The 17,965-nt window shown below is 68.3% G+C and carries 18 protein-coding genes; 15 read left to right on the top strand and 3 right to left on the bottom strand.

Going from position 1 to position 17,965, the window contains the following annotated elements:
- Position 1: 1 nt before the first annotated feature.
- On the bottom strand, positions 2-478 hold the full coding sequence (locus ABD024_RS13420; RefSeq protein WP_343853501.1) for a hypothetical protein: 477 nt from the start codon (positions 476-478) through the stop codon (positions 2-4).
- A gap of 214 nt (positions 479-692) precedes the next feature.
- On the opposite strand from ABD024_RS13420, the gene ABD024_RS13415 reads away from it, so the two are divergent.
- The 8 genes from ABD024_RS13415 to ABD024_RS13380 are packed head-to-tail and all read left to right on the top strand — an operon-like array spanning position 693 to position 8,346.
- Entirely contained in the window at positions 693-1,160 is a 468-nt protein-coding gene (locus ABD024_RS13415) for an SET domain-containing protein (protein WP_343853499.1), read from the top strand.
- A gap of 44 nt (positions 1,161-1,204) precedes the next feature.
- On the top strand, positions 1,205-1,765 hold the full coding sequence (locus tag ABD024_RS13410; RefSeq protein ID WP_343853497.1) for an RDD family protein: 561 nt from the start codon (positions 1,205-1,207) through the stop codon (positions 1,763-1,765).
- Positions 1,765-2,445 carry an RDD family protein gene (locus tag ABD024_RS13405; RefSeq protein WP_343853495.1) on the top strand — a complete coding sequence of 227 codons (681 nt, stop codon included), beginning with the start codon at positions 1,765-1,767 and terminating at the stop codon, positions 2,443-2,445. Before ABD024_RS13410 ends, ABD024_RS13405 begins: the two co-directional genes overlap by 1 nt.
- Entirely contained in the window at positions 2,442-3,419 is a 978-nt protein-coding gene (locus ABD024_RS13400; RefSeq protein ID WP_343853493.1) for a stage II sporulation protein M, read from the top strand. The genes ABD024_RS13405 and ABD024_RS13400 overlap by 4 nt, the downstream gene beginning before the upstream one ends.
- The gene (locus ABD024_RS13395; RefSeq protein ID WP_343853491.1) at positions 3,409-4,926 is read left to right on the top strand and encodes a DUF4129 domain-containing protein; all 1,518 of its coding nucleotides are present in this window, start codon (positions 3,409-3,411) and stop codon (positions 4,924-4,926) included. Before ABD024_RS13400 ends, ABD024_RS13395 begins: the two co-directional genes overlap by 11 nt.
- Entirely contained in the window at positions 4,923-6,038 is a 1,116-nt protein-coding gene (locus ABD024_RS13390; protein WP_343853488.1) for a hypothetical protein, read from the top strand. Before ABD024_RS13395 ends, ABD024_RS13390 begins: the two co-directional genes overlap by 4 nt.
- Positions 6,035-7,039, top strand: a complete 1,005-nt coding sequence (locus tag ABD024_RS13385; RefSeq protein ID WP_343853486.1) for an AAA family ATPase — start codon at positions 6,035-6,037, stop codon at positions 7,037-7,039. Before ABD024_RS13390 ends, ABD024_RS13385 begins: the two co-directional genes overlap by 4 nt.
- A complete protein-coding gene (locus tag ABD024_RS13380; RefSeq protein ID WP_343854702.1) occupies positions 7,039-8,346 on the top strand; it encodes a DUF58 domain-containing protein in 1,308 nt (435 codons plus the stop codon). Before ABD024_RS13385 ends, ABD024_RS13380 begins: the two co-directional genes overlap by 1 nt.
- Before the next feature lie 222 nt (positions 8,347-8,568).
- On the opposite strand, the gene fusA is transcribed toward ABD024_RS13380, so the two are convergent.
- Positions 8,569-10,608 (bottom strand): elongation factor G, encoded by a 2,040-nt coding sequence (gene fusA / locus ABD024_RS13375; protein WP_343853484.1) that lies wholly within the window; start codon positions 10,606-10,608, stop codon positions 8,569-8,571.
- Between the two features lie 523 nt (positions 10,609-11,131).
- On the opposite strand from fusA, the gene ABD024_RS13370 reads away from it, so the two are divergent.
- From ABD024_RS13370 to ABD024_RS13340, 7 genes are all read left to right on the top strand, one after another.
- Positions 11,132-11,935 carry a hypothetical protein gene (locus ABD024_RS13370; RefSeq protein WP_343853482.1) on the top strand — a complete coding sequence of 268 codons (804 nt, stop codon included), beginning with the start codon at positions 11,132-11,134 and terminating at the stop codon, positions 11,933-11,935.
- Between the two features lie 28 nt (positions 11,936-11,963).
- Complete coding sequence (locus ABD024_RS13365) at positions 11,964-13,940, top strand: hypothetical protein (RefSeq protein ID WP_343853480.1); 1,977 nt, start codon at positions 11,964-11,966, stop codon at positions 13,938-13,940.
- Between the two features lie 334 nt (positions 13,941-14,274).
- A complete protein-coding gene (locus ABD024_RS13360) occupies positions 14,275-14,586 on the top strand; it encodes a hypothetical protein (RefSeq protein WP_343853478.1) in 312 nt (103 codons plus the stop codon).
- 84 nt (positions 14,587-14,670) lie between these two features.
- Positions 14,671-15,102 (top strand): hypothetical protein, encoded by a 432-nt coding sequence (locus ABD024_RS13355; RefSeq protein ID WP_343853476.1) that lies wholly within the window; start codon positions 14,671-14,673, stop codon positions 15,100-15,102.
- Entirely contained in the window at positions 15,102-15,428 is a 327-nt protein-coding gene (locus ABD024_RS13350; RefSeq protein WP_343853474.1) for a hypothetical protein, read from the top strand. Before ABD024_RS13355 ends, ABD024_RS13350 begins: the two co-directional genes overlap by 1 nt.
- A gap of 74 nt (positions 15,429-15,502) precedes the next feature.
- On the top strand, positions 15,503-15,637 hold the full coding sequence (locus ABD024_RS13345; protein WP_343853472.1) for a hypothetical protein: 135 nt from the start codon (positions 15,503-15,505) through the stop codon (positions 15,635-15,637).
- Between the two features lie 27 nt (positions 15,638-15,664).
- Positions 15,665-15,913: a DUF1272 domain-containing protein gene (locus ABD024_RS13340; protein ID WP_343853470.1), complete on the top strand. Its 249-nt coding sequence runs from the start codon at positions 15,665-15,667 to the stop codon at positions 15,911-15,913.
- A 9-nt stretch (positions 15,914-15,922) separates the two neighbouring features.
- On the opposite strand, the gene ABD024_RS13335 is transcribed toward ABD024_RS13340, so the two are convergent.
- The coding region (locus ABD024_RS13335; RefSeq protein WP_343853468.1) for a xanthine dehydrogenase family protein molybdopterin-binding subunit at positions 15,923-17,965 on the bottom strand (2,043 nt) is incomplete at its 5' end.

Here is a 17,965-nt window from a genome sequence, read left to right as displayed (position 1 = left end):
TCTAGCGATACGTGTTGGGGATGCCCGGCACCGGCGAGATCCAGTCGTTGCCGTTGAAATCGAACGAGCGCGGCTTGGCTTCCTGCTCGGGCTTGGCGCTGGCGCTGCCGCTGACGCGATAGGCCAGTGCGCCGGCGCTGCCCTTGGCGGCGATCGCCTGCAGGGCCTGGGTCATCGCTGCGGTGGGCAGCACGTTGAGCTGGATCACGTCACCGGCAAGCTCGGGAATGTCGAGGTCGAAGCTGGCGTGCAGCCGCACCGGCACCAACTCGGCGAGCTGCAGCTGGCCGTCCAGCGACTTGAAGTCCATCCCGCCGTAGCTGTTGTTCTGGATGCGCACGGTCAGCTGCCACTGCCCGCTCGGCAGCACCACCAGTTGCTGGATGCTCAGGGTCGGCGGGTACACGCTCTTCTTCGCCGGGCCACAGGCGGCTAGGCCCAGCAGCAGGACGGGGATGATCCAGCGCAGCAGACGCATCGCGGCTCTCCAAACGATCGTTTGAATACTGATTCTAACCGCGATCGAGGGGGTTGGCGCCAGTCGTGGCGAAGGGCTGCCGACAGCGCGGGCGAAACCATCATGGAGTTCGACCGTACCGACGTGATCGCGCGGCGCGCCCGGCGAAGGTTTCGCGGTCACCCGCAAACGGGCATCATCGCCGCTTCCACTTTCACCTGCAGGGTTTCACCGCATGTCACGACGCTTTGTTGCACGCCGCTCGCCGATCCACGGCAACGGCGTGTTCGCCACCGCCCTGATCGCCAAGGGCGAGGAAATCATCGAATACAAGGGCAAGCTGCTGACCCATGCGCAGGCCGATGATCTGTACGGCGACGGCGGCGAGACCGGGCACACCTTCCTGTTCACGCTGAACGACGACTACATCATCGACGCCAACCAGGGCGGCAACAGCGCGCGCTGGATCAACCACAGCTGCGCGCCGAACTGCCGCGCGCTGGTCGAGGAAAGCGCCAGCGGTGACCCGCGCCGGGACCGCGTGGTGATCGAGGCGATCCGCAACATCAAGCCGGGCGAGGAGCTCACCTACGACTACGGCATCGTGCTCGACGTGCCGCACACGGCGCGCCTGAAGAAGCTGTGGAAGTGCCTGTGCGGGTCGCCGAAATGCAGCGGCACCCTGCTCAAGCCGAAGCGGTAGCCAGCGGTCAAAATTCGCTTCTATACTCGCCAACGTTGCCCGACATGGGGGAGGGCAACCAGGACAGCAACAAGGGGAAGGAAGCGATGGAAACCAATCCATATGCCGCGCCTGCGGCCGTGGTCGACGATGTGGCCGCGTGGGATGCGTACGATCTGGAAAACCGCAAGGCCGGCCGCGGCAAGCGCCTCGGCGCGGCGCTGCTGGATGGCCTGGCCAACCTGATCTGGGCTCTCCCGGTTTTCTGGGGCGCCACCATGGTGGGCGACGTCAACAAGGGGCTCAAGCCAGCCGCGCCGATGATTGGCGTGATGCTGCTGGGCTTCGCGCTGCTGGTGGCGATCTTCGTGATCAACTGCGTGCTGCTGCACCGGCACGGGCAGACCATCGGCAAGCGGGCGCTGGACATTGCCATCGTGCGCACCGACGGCAGCCGCATCGGACTGTTGCGCTACATCTTCATCCGGGTGCTGCCGGTGGGCCTGCTTGGCGCGATTCCGTACGTGGGCTGGCTGGTTTCGCTGGTCGACCCGCTGCTGATCTTCGGCAAGGACCGCCGCTGCCTGCACGACCTGATCGCCGACACCATCGTCGTCGACATCTGATGATCGACACCGTGCGCGAGATCGAGACGCCCGAAGGCGTCTCGCTGCGCCTGCGTGCGGCCGGCGCACTGCCGCGCGCGCAGGCGTGGACGGTCGACCTGTTCCTGCGCCTGGTGGTGTTCTTCATCGCGATGATTCCGCTGTCGCTGTTCGGCAAGGGCGGCAGCGGGCTGGCCATGCTGCTGATGTTCGCGCTGCTGTGGGCGTACTCGGTGGTGTGCGAGGTGTGGCTGGACGGGCAGACCCTGGGCAAGCGCGCGCTGGGCCTGCGCGTGGTCAACGCGGACGGCACGCCGGTGACCTGGCTGCCGTCGGTGGTGCGCAACCTGCTGCGCGTGGTGGATGCCTTGCCGGGCGTGTACGGCGTGGGCCTGGCCAGCACGCTGATCGATCCGCATGCGCGCCGGCTCGGCGACATCGTGGCGGGCACCATGGTGATCCACGCGCAGGACCTGCCGGCCGGCCAGCAGGTGCCGACGCTGGCTGCGGTGCCGCTGCCGCTGGTACTGGCGGCTGACGAGCAGGCGGCGCTGGTGGAGTTTGCCGAGCGCGCCGGCCAGCTCACCGTGCAGCGGCAGGAGGAACTGGCCAACCTGCTCACGCCGTTGACCGGGCAGCGCGACACCGCCGCGATACGGCGGCTGGTCGCACATGCCAACTGGCTGCTGGGGCGGGCATGAAGCAGGAGCGCTTCGTCGCCCTGCACAGCCGCGAGTGGGACAGCCTGCAGTCGTGGCTGAGCGCGCTGGACCGCCAGCCGAAACGCACCCTGCGGCAGGAACAGACGCTGGATTTCGCGCCGTCGTACCGCCGCCTGTGCCACCACCTGGCACTGGCGCGCGGGCGCGGCTACAGCCGTGAAGTCACCGAACGGCTGCAGCGCATCGTGCAGCAGGGGCATCGCGTGCTGTATCGGCCACCGGCGCCGCGCTGGCATCGCGTGGCCGGTTTCCTGGTGGCCGGATTTCCGCGGCTGGTGCGTGCGCAGTGGCGCTGCATGGCCGTGGCGGCGGCGCTGTTCTACCTGCCGGCGCTGTTCATCCTGATGCTGCTGCAGTTGCGCCCGGAGCTGGCGCACACGCTCTTCAGCAGCACCCAGTTGGCACAGTTCGAGAAGATGTACGACCCGGCGAACGCGTACATCGGACGCAGCAGCGGCACCGACCTGCAGATGTTCGGCTACTACGTGATGAACAACGTGAGCATCGCGTTCCGCACGTTTGCCTCGGGCCTGTTCTTCGGCGTCGGCGCGATCTACGTACTCGGCGCCAACGGCGTGCTGATCGGCGGCGTCGCCGGGCATCTCACCGCGATCGGCTACGGCGGGCCGTTCTGGCGCTTCGTGGTGGGCCATTCGGCGTTCGAACTGAGCGCGCTGGTGATCGCCGGCGGCGCCGGCCTGCAGCTCGGCCTGACCCTGCTGGCGCCGGGCCGGCAACGCCGCGGGCCGGCGCTGGTCGCGGCCGGCTGGGTCGGCGCGCAACTGGCGCTGGGCGCGTTCGCGATGCTGCTGGTGGCGGCTTTCATCGAGGCGTACTGGTCGTCGATCGCCGCCTTGCCGGATGCGCTGAAGTTCGGTAGCGGCGCGTTGCTGTGGGTGCTGGTGCTGGGCTGGTTGTGGCGTGGCGGCCGGGCGGGCACGCATGGAGCTTGAACGGATCAGCGTGGTGTTGCGGCCGCGCGCGCCGCGCGAGGCGCTGGACCTGGGCGCCGCGATGCTGCGCGCGAATGCGGCGGCGGTGTGGTCCGCCTGGTTCGCGTTCACCGTGCCGGTGTTCGTGCTGTGCAATGCGCTGGGCGTGCTGCTGGGGCTGCCGTGGCTGGGCCTGGTGCTGGTGTGGTGGCTGAAGCCGCTGTTCGATCGGTTGCCGCTGTACGTGCTGTCGCGCGCGGTCTTCGATCGCGCACCGACCTGGCGCGAAACCCTGCGCGGCCAGCGCCAGTGGAGCTGGCGCAGCACGCTGGCCGGGCTGAGCTGGCTGCGCATCGACAGCAACCGCGCGCTGCGCCTGCCGCTGGACCTGCTCGAAGGTGCACCGCGCAAACAGCGCTCGGCACGCTGGAAGGTGCTGCGCCGGCGCATCGTGGCGGACACCAGCCTGCTCACCTACGGTTGCCTGCAGTTCGAGCTGGTGTTGTTCCTCAGTGTCTGGTTGCTGGCCTTGCTGCTGATACCGCACGAATGGCGGCCGGAATCGCTGTCCGATTTCTTCGGCCGCGACGTACACGACGCATCGACCCGCTGGATCCTGCTGGGTGCGACCGTGGCCTATCTGGCGATGAGCGCCATCGAGCCGCTGTACGTGGCCTGCGGCTTCGCACTGTATCTGAACCGGCGCACGCAACTTGAAGCGTGGGACATCGACCTGGCGTTCCGCCGCCTGCGTGCGCGGCTGCAGGGGCTGGGCAAGGTGCTCGGCGTGCTGCTGCTGTGCGCCGGCGCGTTGCCGCTGTCCGTCCATGCGGCGGCTGCGGAAACACCGAAACCGGTCGTGTCCAGCCTGGACAAGGTGTTCGGGCAGGCGCCAGACAGCGAGGACCGGCGCTTCGCCGAAGCCGCCACGGAGGTCTATCGCGACCCGCGTTTCGGCGGCGAGCGCAAGGTTCGGCGCTGGATGTTCAAGTACACGCCGAAGCCCGACACGCGCGTGCAGGAGATGCCGTTCCCGCTCCTGGCTCGCGTGCTGGCGGCGGTGTTCAAGGGGCTGCTGTGGCTGCTGCTGATCGCTGCCGGCGCAGCGCTGGCGTGGTTCGCCTGGCGCTGGCGCGGACTGCTGGCGCCGGCAGCGGACGCGCCGGCACTGGCGTTGTCGCACGGCCTGCAGGTGAGCGCCGAGGCACCGGCGCCGCTGCCGGCCGACCTGGCCGGTGCGACCCGCGCACTGTGGCAGGCGCGACGCCGGCGCGAGGCGCTGGCGCTGCTGTATCGCGGCTGCGTGGAGCACACCGCGCAGCTGTTGCAACTGCCGCTGTCGGCGGAGGCGACCGAGGCGGACTGGTTGCGCCAGGCCGCGGCGATCGAAGACTCCGCGCGTGCGCAACGCGTCGTCGCGATCGTGCGCACCTGGCAGTTCGCCGCGTATGCGGGACGCTATCCGGACGACGCCGCGATCGAGCAACTGCTGAGCGGCTGGCCGGCGCAGACGGGGGCGTCGACATGAATCGCAAGACGCTCCTGGTGAGCCTGCTGGTGCTGGGCGCGTTGCTGCTGGTCGGCGGCTTTTTCGCCACGTTCGAGCGCAAGGACATCACCGAGCCGGTGGCCGCGCATGGCGAAGCGCGCTACAACCGCTTCTTCGCGCTGGAGCGGACGTTGAACCGGCTGAACCTGCCGACGCGCTCGCTGACCACCCTGGACCCGCAGCAGATGCCGCTGAAGCCCGGCGACACCCTGCTGCTTGGCGACGAGGCGGACCGGGTCGATGTGGACGATGCTGCGCGGATCGCCGCGTGGGTGCATGGCGGTGGCCATCTGTTGCTGTCGCCGGGAGCCACCGCCGCGGCCGCACGCACGCCTTTGTTCGAGACGCTGGGCCTGCTCGATCCGCGCCCGGCAGACTATGCCTGCAGCGCGCTCCGCGTAGCAGCGGTCGCGGACGACAAGGATGGTGTTTCACTCTGCGGCCAGCGTTTCCGGCTCAAGCCGGCCGGCGCGGCAGTGGATGTGGCGATCGGTGACGCGCGGGACGGCTATCTGTTCGCGCGCACCCGGCTGGGCAAGGGCACGGTCAGCGTATTGACCAGCTTCAACACGCTCTCGCGCAACCAGCTGAAACAGGCTGCGGCCCAGCAGTTCGCCTGGCGCCTGCTGGCGCCGAACCGCGGGCACGGGATGATCTATCTGGTCTACGCACTGGACGGCCCCGCCTTCCTGACGTGGCTGTCGATCAAGGGCTGGCCCGCGTTGCTGGCGCTGGCCGTGCTGCTGGCCGCGTGGATGGCGATGCGCAGCGCGCGGCTGGGTCCGCTGATGCCGGCGCCGGCGCTGCATCGACGCGCGCTGCTCGAACACGTGCAGGCCGCCGGCGAGTTCCTGTATCGCCGCGACGGCGGCCGCAGCCTGCACAACCTGGCCTGCCAGACGGTACTGGCGCGCCTGCGCCGACGCGACCCGGCCTGCGCGATGCTCAACGGCGATGCCTTGTACGCGCGCCTGGCCGAGCGCAGCGAGCTGGACGCCGCGCAGATCGCCCAGGCCTTCCAGTCACCCGCGAACGCGCCGGCGTTTCGCGCTTCCATCATCACCCTGGCCCGACTCAGGAGCCGTCCATGACCACCGAGACCCTCGCCGCTCCGGCCACGCCGCCGGCACCGCTTTCGATCGCCGAACTCGGCGAGCACGCACGCGCCCTGCGCACGCAGGTAGCGCGCGCCTTCATCGGCCAGACCGAGGTGTTCGACCAGGTGCTGCTGGCCTTGCTGGCGGCCGGCCATGTGCTGATCGAAGGCGTGCCCGGACTGGGCAAGACCCTGCTGGTGCGTGCGCTGGCCGCGTCGGTCGGCTGCAGTTTCGGTCGCGTGCAGTTCACTCCCGACCTGATGCCGGCCGACGTCACCGGCCACGCGATCTACGACCCGAAGACCGAGCGCTTCCAGATCCGTCGCGGCCCGGTGTTCGCCAACCTGCTGCTGGCCGACGAGATCAACCGCGCGCCGGCGAAGACCCAGGCCGCGCTGCTCGAATCGATGCAGGAAGGGCAGGTGACCATCGAGGGCCGCCGCTTCCCGTTGCCGGCGCCGTTCATGGTGGTGGCCACGCAGAACCCGATCGAGCAGGAAGGCACCTATCCGCTGCCCGAGGCGCAGCTCGACCGCTTCCTGATCAAGGTGACGATCGGCTATCCCACGCTGGAGGACGAGCGCCGCATGGTCGCCAGCGTGGTCAACGGCAAGGTCGCCGCCGACCTCGACGTGGCGCAGGTGAAACCGGTGTTGGAGCAGGCCGGGCTGGTGGCCCTGCAGCAGGGCGTCGCGGCGATCCGCATGGACGCGGCGGTGACCGACTACGCCGTGCGCATCGTGCGCACCACGCGCGAATGGCCGGGCGTGATCGGCGGCGCCGGCCCGCGCGGCGGGTTGGCGCTGGCGCGGCTGGCGCGCGCGCAGGCGGCGATCGACGGACGCGATTTCGTCACCCCCGACGACGTGCGCGCGGTGGCGCTGCCGGCCTTGCGCCATCGCCTGCTGCTGGCGCCCGAGGCGCTGCTCGAACGCCAGCGACCCGACGACGTACTCAAGGCGCTGCTGCACAAGGTGCCGGCACCGCGCCAATGATGCGACCCGCGCCCGCGCTGCTGTGGCTGCTGCTCGGCTGGACCGTGCTCGGCGTGCTGGCCAGTCTCGGCCGGCTGCCGGTCACGGCATGGTTGGCGTGCGGCGGTGCGATCGCGGCGCTGGCGCTGGTCGACAGCTGGCGTCTGCGGCGCATGCCATCGCCCAGCGTGCAGCGCGAGGTGACGCCGGTGATGCCGCTGGGTCCGGAAGCGCGGGTCGGCCTGCGCTTGCGCGGCGCCACCGCGCAAGCGCAGAACTTGCGCCTGCACGACCTGCATCCGGGCGGCTGGGCGGTGCGCGGCATGCCGCGCCGTGTGTCGTTGCCGTCGGGCAGCGACGTGCTGCTCGACTACGCGGTCACCCCCGACGCGCGCGGCCAGTTCACCTTTGACGGCTGCCACGTGCAACTGCGTTCGCCGTGGCACTGCTGGTCTTCGCGCCGCGTGCTCGGCGCGGCGTCGACGGTGCGGGTGTATCCGAATTTCGCCGCGCTGGCCGAGCTGGCCGGGCTGAGCGTGGAATTGGCCTCGCGCAGCGTCGGCGCGCGGCTGCAGCGGCGCCGCGGCGAGGGCACCGAGTTCCAGGAACTGCGCGACTACCGCGTCGGCGACAGCCTGCGCAAGATCGACTGGAAGGCCACCGCGCGCAGCAGCCGGCTGATCTCGCGCGAGTACCGCGACGAGCGCAACCAGCAGGTAGTGCTGATGCTCGACTGCGGTCGCCGCATGCTGGCGCAGGACGATCAGCTGGTGCACTTCGACCACGTGCTGAATGCCTCGCTGGCCTTGGCCAGCATCGCGCTGCGCCAGGGTGACGCGGTCGGCCTGCTGGCCTGCACCGGCCAGCAGCAACGCTGGTTGCCGCCGCAGCAGGGCAGCGGCGGCATGGACATGCTGCTGGGCGCCGGCTACGACCTGCAGGCGATGCCGCTGGCCACCGACTACCTCGCCGCCGCCAGCGCATTGCAGGCGCACCAGCGGCGCCGCGCACTGGTGGTGCTGATCACCAACGTGCGCGACGAGGACGACGTGGAGCTGCGCATGGCCGTGACCATGTTGTCCAAACGCCACCTGGTGATGCTGGTCAGCCTGCGCGAACTCGCGCTGGACCGCGCCGCGGTCGAACCGGGCGATGAACTCGAAACCGGCATCCGCAGCGCCGCCGCGATGCACTACCTGGCCGAGCGCGAACGCGCGCATGAGGTGCTGCGCCGCGAAGGCGTGAACACGCTCGACGTCAGCTGCAGCGAGTTGTCCGGCGCGCTGATCGAGCACTACCTCGCCGTGAAACGCAGCAGCCGGCTGTAGCAAACTTCACGTTCTCCGATCGACTTCGCTGCTCATCACCATCATCCGTCATTCCCCCTTGTCGTCATTCCGGCTAAGGCCGGATTCGCTTTACGCCTGGCCATCCGTCCATGTTTATTGTTGCGAAGGACAAGAGCGATTCCTGCCTTCGCCGGAATGACGACTTCAGAAGGCGCTGCGTTTTCTGCAACATCACACGGCGCCAGTGCGAAGAACACCGCCTCAATCCTCTTCCACGTGTGGCTTCCACGCCTCGCTGAGCTGCTTCTGCACGGTCGGCGGCACCGCTTCGTAGTGGCTGAGATCGAGGCTATAGCGGCCGCGGCCGCCGGTCATCGACTTCAGTTCGGTGGGGTAGTCGATCAGTTCGGCCAGCGGTGCCTGTGCCTTGATCACCAGCTCGCCGCCGCGCTGGGTGTCGGTACCCAGGATGCGCGCGCGTTTGCCGGCGAGGCCGCCGGTGACGTCGCCCACGCTGTTCTCGGGAATCGCCACCTCGACGTTGACGATCGGCTCCAGCACGATCGGCTTCGCCTTGCCGACGGCGTCGAGGAACGCCTTCTTGCCCGCGCTGATGAAGGCGACTTCCTTCGAGTCGACCGGGTGGTACTTGCCGTCGTACACGGTCACCCGCAGATCCTGCAGCGGATAGCCGGCGACGGCGCCATGTTCCATCGCCTGGCGCACGCCTTTCTCGATCGCCGGCAGGAACTGCCCGGGGATCACGCCGCCCTTCACCGCGTCGACGAACTCGAAACCGGCGCCGCGCTCGAGCGGCTCGATGCGCAGGAACACCTCGCCGAACTGGCCGGCGCCGCCGGTCTGCTTCTTGTGCTTGTGATGACCTTCGGCCTGGCCGGCGATGGTTTCGCGGTAGGCGATCCGCGGCGGGTGCGAGTCCACCTCGACGCCGTAGCGCTCGCGCATGCGTTCCAGCATCACCTTCAGGTGCAGGTCGGACAAGCCGCGCACCACCGTCTCGTTGAGCTCCTTGTGATGCTCGACGCGAAAGCACGGGTCTTCCTCGGCCAGCCGCGCCAGTGCGCTGGAGAGTTTCTGCTCCTGGCCCTTGTGCCGCGGCTCCAGCGCCAGGCCGAACATCGGCGAGGGAAACGCCAGCGGCGCCAGCGTGATCAGGTCCTCGTCGTGCGAATCGTGCAGCACCGCGTCGAAATGGATTTCCTCCACCTTCGCCACGGCGGCGATGTCGCCGGGAATCGCCGCCTCGATCTCCACGTGGCTCCTGCCCTGCAGGCGGAACAGGTGACCGACCTTGAACGGCTTGCGGCCGTCGTCGACCAGCAGCTGGCTGTCGCGGCGGATCGTGCCCTGCCACACGCGGAACACGCCGAGCTTGCCCACGAACGGATCGTTGACGATCTTGAACACGTCGGCGATCACGTGGGCCGCGGGATCGGCGCTGATCGTGAGCGGCGTGCCGTCGCCGCGTGCAAACGGCGGCGGGTTGCCCTCGGCCGGATTCGGCAGCAGGCGCGCGGAGACGTCCAGCAGTTCGGACACGCCCGCGCCGGTGCGCGCGCTGACGAAGCAGATCGGCACCAGGTGGCCTTCGCGCAGGCACTGCTCGAATGCGTCGTGCAGCTGCTGCGGCGTCAGCGCGCCCTCGCCGGCATCCAGGTAGCGGTCCATCACGGTTTCGTCGACCTCGACCACCTGGTCCAGGATGCGCTGATGCGCCTCCGCCAGCGAGGAAAAATCAGTGGCGCCCTCGGTGTGAAAGAAGCAATCCAGCACCCGGTTGCCACGGTTGGCGGGCAGGTTCACCGGCAGGCATTCGTTGCCGAATTCCTCGCGCAACGCGTCCACCAAGGCGGCCAGTTTGGCGCCGTCGTAGTCGATCTTGTTGATCACCAGCACGCGCGCCAGGCCACGTGCCTTTGCGTGCATCATCATGCGGCGGGTGCCGTGCTCGATGCCGTTGACCGCATTGACCACGATCGCCACGCTTTCCACCGCCGACAGCGCGGCCAAGGTGCCACCGCGGAAGTCGGCGTAGCCGGCGGTGTCGATCAGGTTGAGGTGGCAGTCGCCGTGATCGAGGTGCGCGATGCAGCTGTCGATGGAATGCACGCGCGCCTTTTCCTGCGCGTCGCTGTCCGACACCGTCGTGCCGCGCTCGACCGTACCCGGCGCCTGGATCACGCCGCCGGCCAGCAGCAGCGCTTCGAACAACGTGGTCTTGCCCACGCCGGCGTGCCCGGCGAGCGCGATGTTGCGGATGCTTTCCGTGGAATACGTCACGATGCGACCCTCCCATGCAGGGCGCGGCCTCGTGGCATGAACGGCGCCGCACGAGGCCGCGCAGTGGCGGCTGACGATGGCGGGCCGTCATGGTCGTCTTGCACGGGTGCAGGGCGTGGCGTGCACCAGGCAAGGGCGGTCATGGCGGAGAGACGGCGCGTGGCGCCGTCCGCCTAGCCTTGAGCGAACCACCGGTACGGTCAAGCTGCAGTGCGGGGAACCGGCGCCGCGTCGCGGCGGTCCCAGAAGAACGTCGTGACTGCAGCGGCCATCGTCCGGCCGGATGTCAATCGGCGCTGGGCGGGGGTTCAAGCATCATCGGTCATCCTGTCCGCCGTCACCTTGTCCACGAGGCACCGTCATCGTCCCTCCGCAGCAGCTTGCCCAGCACCGCCCACTGTCGCCGGACCCGGAACCCGCGGAGCAGCCGGGTCGCGGCCTGAGTCCGCTGGATGGGGCAGCGCGGGCGCTGCTGCGACAACGGCGCTGGCATGAACCACGGCACGAGCATCGTCAGCACTGGTTGGCGCTGGCGCTGGCCGTCCTGCTGCATGTGCTGTTCGTGCTGGTGATCTGGCAGCAGATGCGGCCGCCGACGATCCGGACCGTGGTGCACATGCAGCTGGATGACGTGCTGCAGGTGCGTTTCATCACGCGCGCACCGAACACCGCGGCCGCGCCGCCGCCACCGGCCACGCCGGTGCCGCCGAAACCGCGCACGCCGCCCCGGCCGCACGAGCCGCCGGCGAAGGACGCGATGACCTTGCAGTTGCCCACGCCGGCACCGGTCGCCACGCCCCGCCTGTATGACGAACACGGCCAGCCGTTGCTGCCCGCAGCCGCCGCCAGCGTGCCTGCGCCCGGCTACGTGCAGCGCCTGCCGCAGGGCGACCCGCGGATCATGCAGCACCGCAGCCCGGTCACCTATCAGGCCACGCGCTTCGAGAAGGACTGGGACAGCAACAGCAATGCGATTGACAGCGCGCTGCAGAAGCTGGTGGACAAGACCACGGTGAAGAAGACCATCCGCCTGCCCGGCGGCGTGCGCATCCACTGCGGCGTCTCGCTTGCCATGCTGGCCGGCGGCTGCGGCGGCGAACCGCCGCCACCGCCTTCGGCCAAGGGCGGCGACGCGCGCCTCAGCATGGCGCCGACCAAGCCACTGGCCGGCGACGCGTATGCGCCACTGAAACCGAGTGAGGAGGCGTGCATCGCGATGTACCGTGCCGGCAAACCGCTGGCCTGGGGCTGCCCGGTCGACACGCCGAATCGCGCGGTCGACGCCGAACTGCGCGAGCGCGCCGCGGGAGCCGCCAGGCAACACTAAGAGCAGATGCGCCCATTACACTGGCCGCATGCCCTTGCCACCCCCGGATCAACCTGCCGCCGGCCGCCCCGCCAATCCTGCGCGGGTGATGCTGAATTCGCCGCTGGCGGCGGCCACCCGGGCCCGGGTTTATCACCAGCGTACCCGTCCGCGCCCGCGCGAACGCGGCCTGCACGTGGTTGCGGCGGTGGGCACGTTGCTGGTGCACTTGTTCTGTCTGTTCGCCTTCGTGCTCGGCCCGGCCTATGAACTGAAACCGCCGCCCGAATCGAAGCTGCAATTGCTGCAGGTACGCCTGATCGAGCCGCCCGAACCGCCGCCACCGCCGCCGGTGCGCGGTACCCCGCCGAAGGAGCTTGGCCCGCGCCACCAGGGCCGCAGCAGCCGGCCCGCACCGAGTAGCGAGCGCAGCGCGAACACCACGGCCGTGATCGCGCCGAAGCCGGCTGCCGCCGCGACGCCGGTGATCGCGAAGGCCGCGAAGCCGCATGCGCCGACACCGAAACCGGTCGCTGCCCCACCGGCGCCGGTGAGCCTGCCGCAACCGGCGCCGACGCCGGAACTGCAGCCCGTTCCGCTGGCCGGCGAGCCGCCGGCCGTGACGCTGCCGACGCCGGCCATGCAACCGCCGGTGCCGCCGAAATTCCAGCCCGAGTCGCTGCGCAGGCCGCAACTGGAAGGCAACCGCCCGATGCCGCCACCGCCGTCGCTGGCACTGCCGGAAGTACCGCCGCAGGCCGCGCCGCCGATCACCGTGTCGAGCATCGCGCTGAACACCGAGGTGCCCAGGTCCAGCGCGCCGGCCAGCGTGACGCCGGCCCGGGCGCAGCTTCCCGCCGCGCCGCCGGTACCCGAACTGCAACCCATCCCGCTGCCCGCGCAGGCGTCGCCGAGCGTGAACGTGCAGGCGCCATTGAGCGTACCGACGCCGACCGTATCGATCGAGAAACCACAGCTGCAGGCACCGGCGGTCGCCGTGGCCGAGGCGGAACTCGAGGCGGTGCCGCTGGCGCCGGCGGCACCGGCACGAATCGAACCGCAGGCGCCGAGTGCGAAGATCGAGGTCGCCGACGCGGCGCGGCAAACAGCCGTCCAGCCGTCCATCGAGCGACCGCAGTTGAGCGCGCCGTCGGCCATCGCCGCCGCGGCCACGCCGGCCTCGCCAGCAACAAGTCCGCCGGCGGAGTCGTCGTCGCCCGCGACAGTCGCTGCGACCGAGCAGGCTGCGCCCAGCCCGACGGAAACCATCCGCGGGCGCGATGTCAGCCGCGCCCCTGACGCCACGCCGCAAGGCAGCGACCTGGCCACGCCCGGCAAGCCCGAAGGCGTGGTCGCCGCGCCGGAAAGCGCCAGCACCAGCACTGCCGCTGCACAGCCCGCGGCGCGGCAGGGCAGCGATCGCGGCCGCAGCGGCAAGCAGCCGGGCGAAGGTCAGCCCGGTGGCAACCAGCCCGGTGCGGAGCAGGGCGAAAAGCAGGGCGCGCTGGGCGGCTACGTGCAACTGAAGCCGAGCGGCGACACCGAGATCATGAGCCATGGCACGCCGAACATCGGCTACAAGCCGACCCGCTTCGAACAGGACTGGGCGCCCGAAGGCGAAAGTTCGATCGACACCGCGCTGCGTCGCGCCGTCGAGAAAACCACGGTCAGTCACACCTTCCACCTGCCGCGCGGCGTACGCGTGGAGTGCGCGGTGATGCCGCTGCTGCCGATGTCATTGCTCGGTTGCAAGAATCCCGATCCGCCGGCGAAGCCGCTCGACGCGAAAGTCTACGAACGCCTGCATCTCGCTCCTGCCAACCCGGTGGCAACACCGGCACCGGCTGCCAGCAGCGCCAGCCCGGCACCGATGGTCAAGTTCGACAACAGCGCCGAATGCGCCGCCGCCCGCGTCGCCGGCAGCCCGCCACCGCCCGGCTGCGAAGGCATCGTGCTGCCGGTCAAGCCGGCCGCACCCGCGTCGTCATCCAGCTCGTGGGTACCGGCGAGCGACCAGTTCCACTGAAGCCAATCCGGGAAACCCCAGTCGCCTTGCGCTAGGAAAATCGTAGGGGTGCAGTGACGCGCGTACCCCCGCACAATCCCGCACTCCGGCAATTCCCATCGTGTCGCTTGCCTCGGGCTCCTTCCGGTGAAAGACTGACGGCGACGTTAGCCATCCACGCAAACATGGTGGAATTAGGTTGCCGGATTAGGCTGCGTCGAAGGGGACAAGTGGTTGATTCCTGTGGTTGGACAGTTCCGGTCGAAAGCCATGCCACCGGATAGGCTGCGGGATTAGACTGCACTTTGAAATCTACTTGGCGTTAGGAACTTAACTACCACCACAGGAGTTCGTCATGAAAGAGGAATTTGTCGGTGCTATTCATTCCAAGAATAAGATCCGCCTTACGTTCCATTCAAAAGAAGACGGCCATGCCCTTACCCGTTTGTGTGCGCCAATGGACTATGGTCCCAGCACGCGGGCGCACGACAAGAGCGATCGCTTCCATTCCTGGGACTATGACAGCGACGCTGCGCGGCATACCTTGAGTTTGTTGCCCGAGCAAGTGATCAGCATCGAGGTCTTGCCAGAAACATTTGATCCATCAGGCTTTGTCACTTGGAACCCAAATTGGGTCGTCGGGCGCGACTGGGGCCAGTACTCGTAAGCGGGCCTAACCAGTCGTCCAAGCGGACGCGCGAAAAACCGCGAGCCGCTTAACTCCAGCGTTAGCTCAATTACAGGGAAGCTCATGATTCACGAAAAGACATCGCGTGCATGGTCTCAGGGCTTGCAGCACGCGTCTGATCTATTGATACGTCGAGGTACGGCGATGGGGCCTTTGGTCCCGATGCTTTTCCTGGTGCCTATCTTTCTTGGTTGCGCCTACCTATTCAGCGGAACTCCTTGGATCTCCGCGATATTGGTTCTAGCGCCGATGGGTATGGTGATCGAATACTTTCGGCAATTCTCGAACTTTGCGAAATCAGACCCTGATCGACTTCAGTCAGAAGAGTATCGATATGAGATGAAAAAAATTCAGGTGGTTGCAGCAAAAGAGCTTTCGACACCGGTGCCGCTCAGTGAATTGAACCTCACAGATCCCATTTCAAATCCGAGCAATCCAATGCCGACGCTGGAGTCAGTTAATTTGCACCGTCAACTGTCAAAAGGAGGAGTCTAGTGAAAGCCTTCCTCTTAAATTTTTCAAGCGTACTCGAACAATCTTATGTGTATAGCGTTCTAAACAACTCAAACTCTATTGAGAATTGGCTGTCTCCACTCCCTTACTCTGTGATTTTGGTCTCTCGACTAACTTGCTCGGAATTGGCGGCGGTTCTTCATAGCCATTTTGGAGACAACCTATTTATCGTTATTGAAGCCGACGCCATCAACACGTCTGGCTGGCTACCAAAAGAATTCTGGGACTTCATTAATAATCCACAAACAAACTGGGCAAAGATATTTGCCCTTCCGCGCCCTTCTTTGGAGCATCCGCCGGCGCGCTAACAGGTCGTTCAAGGCGGACGGGATAGTTCCTCCGCTTTAGTGGACACCCTGAACTAACATTTCAGGAGTGTTCCATGCCCAAGCCAGGCCCGCGAACCACCACTCGCTACAGCGACGAATTCAAGGCCACTGCCGTGCACTTGGGTGAACTCCCCGGCCTGAGGCGGCACACGCTCGACGTGCGCGAGTTGTTCGTGCGTATGGACTGAATATTTTCAGGCATATCGGAGAACCCCATGCTGCAGATGCGCCCGAATTGCGAGTGCTGCAACCGCGACCTGCCGGCGGATGCCGGCGGGGCGATGATCTGTTCGTTCGAGTGCACGTTCTGCACGTCGTGCGTGGAGACGGTGCTGCACGGGAGGTGCCCGAACTGCGGCGGCGGTTTCAGCCCGCGCCCGCCGCGTGCGGCGGAGCTGCTCGGCAAGTACCCGCCGTCGGCGGAGCGCGTGTACAAGCCGGGCGGCTGCATGAAGGCCGGTTGAGTCCGGCGCTCACAGCATGCGCAGCAGCTCCTTCATCAGCGGCAGCCGGCGCACGCGCACGGCGCTGGCGCGGAACACCGCATTGGCCAGCGCGGGGGCGGCGGTGGGCATGGCGAGAAAGCTGGCGCCGGCCGGCGCGCGGTCGTCGGCGACGGTGATGACTTCGACGTCGTTCGGCAGCTGCGCCATGCTGGCCAGCGGGTAATCCTTGTAGTTGCGCTGCTGCACCTGGCCGCCCTTGATGGTGATCGCCGCGTTCAGCGCGATGGACAACGCATCCAGCGTGGCGCCGGCCACCTGGCCTTCCAGCCCGAGCGGGTTGATCACGCGACCGACGTCGACGGCGCAGACGACGCGCTCGATGACCAACTGCTCGCCCTGCATCGCCACCTCGATTGCGTGCGCCACGTAGGCGCCGTTGACGTGCCAACAGGCGATGCCGAGGCCGTTGACGGTGCGCAGCCAGTTCTTCCATTCAATGCGGTCGGCGACCAGCTTGAGCACGTTGGCCAGGCGGGCGGTGTCCAGCGTGCCGCCGCCGCTCAGCGGCAACGAGCGCGGTTCGCCGAGAATGCGCAGGCGCGTTTTCAGCGGGTCCTCGCGCATCGTGTGCGCGATCTCGTCGATGAAGCTTTCCACCGCGAACGCGTTGCTGAGGTGCGGCATGCCGCGCGCGGGGCCGCGCGGGATCGCCGACTCGAGCGCGTACCAGTCGCTGCGGTAGTTCGGCACCAGCGCGGCGGGCAACTGGTCGGCCTGCAGTTCGGACGTCCACAGGCGGTCGTCCGGCAAGCCGCGATGGGTCAGTGCGGAGGCGCTGGCCATGCGCTGGTTCCAGGCCAGCAGCTGGCGCTTGCGGTCGATGACCGCGCTGATCTGGTGCACGCTGCCGGCGCGGTAGTAGTCGTGGCCGAAGTCCTGCTCGCGCGTCCACAGCAGGCGCACCGGCTTGTTGACGGCCTTGGCCAGCATCACCGCCTCGGCGACGTAGTCGTGGTCGAGCCGGCGGCCGTAACCGCCGCCGACGCGTGGTACGCGGATGTCGATCTGGTCGGCGGCGAGGCCGGTCAGGCGCTGCACCACGGCCCAGGCCCTCTGCGGCGCCTGGGTCGGCACGACCAGGCTGGCGCGATCCTTGTCCAGCCGCACCAGGCAGTTCATCGGTTCGGCGGTGGCATGCGCCAGGCACGGCTGGATGTAGGTGGCGTCGAGCCGGCGCGCGGCTTTCCTGCCGGCGGCGTCGACGTCGCCGTCGTTGCGCACGCGGCTGGTGGGGTCGGTCTTGCCGGCGAGCAGGGCGAGCGCCTGCTGCTCCAGCGCGGCGCTGTTCTCGCTGCTGCTGGCGCCGGGCTTCCATTCGAGCTTGAGCTTGTCGCGACCCTGCAACGCGGCCCAGGTGTTCTCGGCCAGCACCGCCACGGCCGGGGCGATCACCGTGTTGCCCGGCGACTGGCCGGCCTCGGGTTTCAGCTGCACTACTTTCAGCACGCCCTGGACGGCGAGTGTGTCGGTGGTGTCGACGTGCGCCAGCGTGCCGTCCGGCCACGGGCAGTGCGCCAGCACGGCGACCAAGGCGTCGCCGTAGTGGTGGTCGATCGCGTAGCGCGCCTGGCCGGTGACGAGCGCGCGCGCGTCGACGTCACCCGCGCCCTGGCCGATCAGCTTGTAGTCGGTCGCGTTCTTCAGCGGCGGCACGTTGGCGGGCAGGGCGATCTTGCTGGCGTCCGCGGCCAGGCTGCCGTAGCCGAAGCGGCGGCCGTCCGGCGCGATCACCGTGCCGGCGTCGCAACGCAGGCGGCTGGCCGGCACGCCGAGCCGGCGGGCCGCTGCCTGCAGCAGCAGCCAGCGCGCCACCGCGCCGACCTGGCGCAGGTCGTTCCACGCGGCGGGGATCGAGCCGCCGCTGCCGCCGAGCTGACGGCCGTAGGTCCAGCGCGGCTTGCCATTGTCGTTGCCCACGCCGAGGCCGAGCGGTACCACGCGGACGTTTTTCCAGTCGGCGTCGAGTTCCTCGGCGATGATCCGCGGCAACGCGGTGGCCACGCCGGTGCC

The organism is Rhodanobacter soli, from assembly GCF_039523495.1.
In the GTDB taxonomy this organism is placed as follows: Bacteria; Pseudomonadota; Gammaproteobacteria; order Xanthomonadales; family Rhodanobacteraceae; genus Rhodanobacter; species Rhodanobacter soli.
The sequence above is the reverse complement of the archived record's forward strand: the minus strand, read 5'-3'. Positions and strand labels throughout refer to the sequence as shown.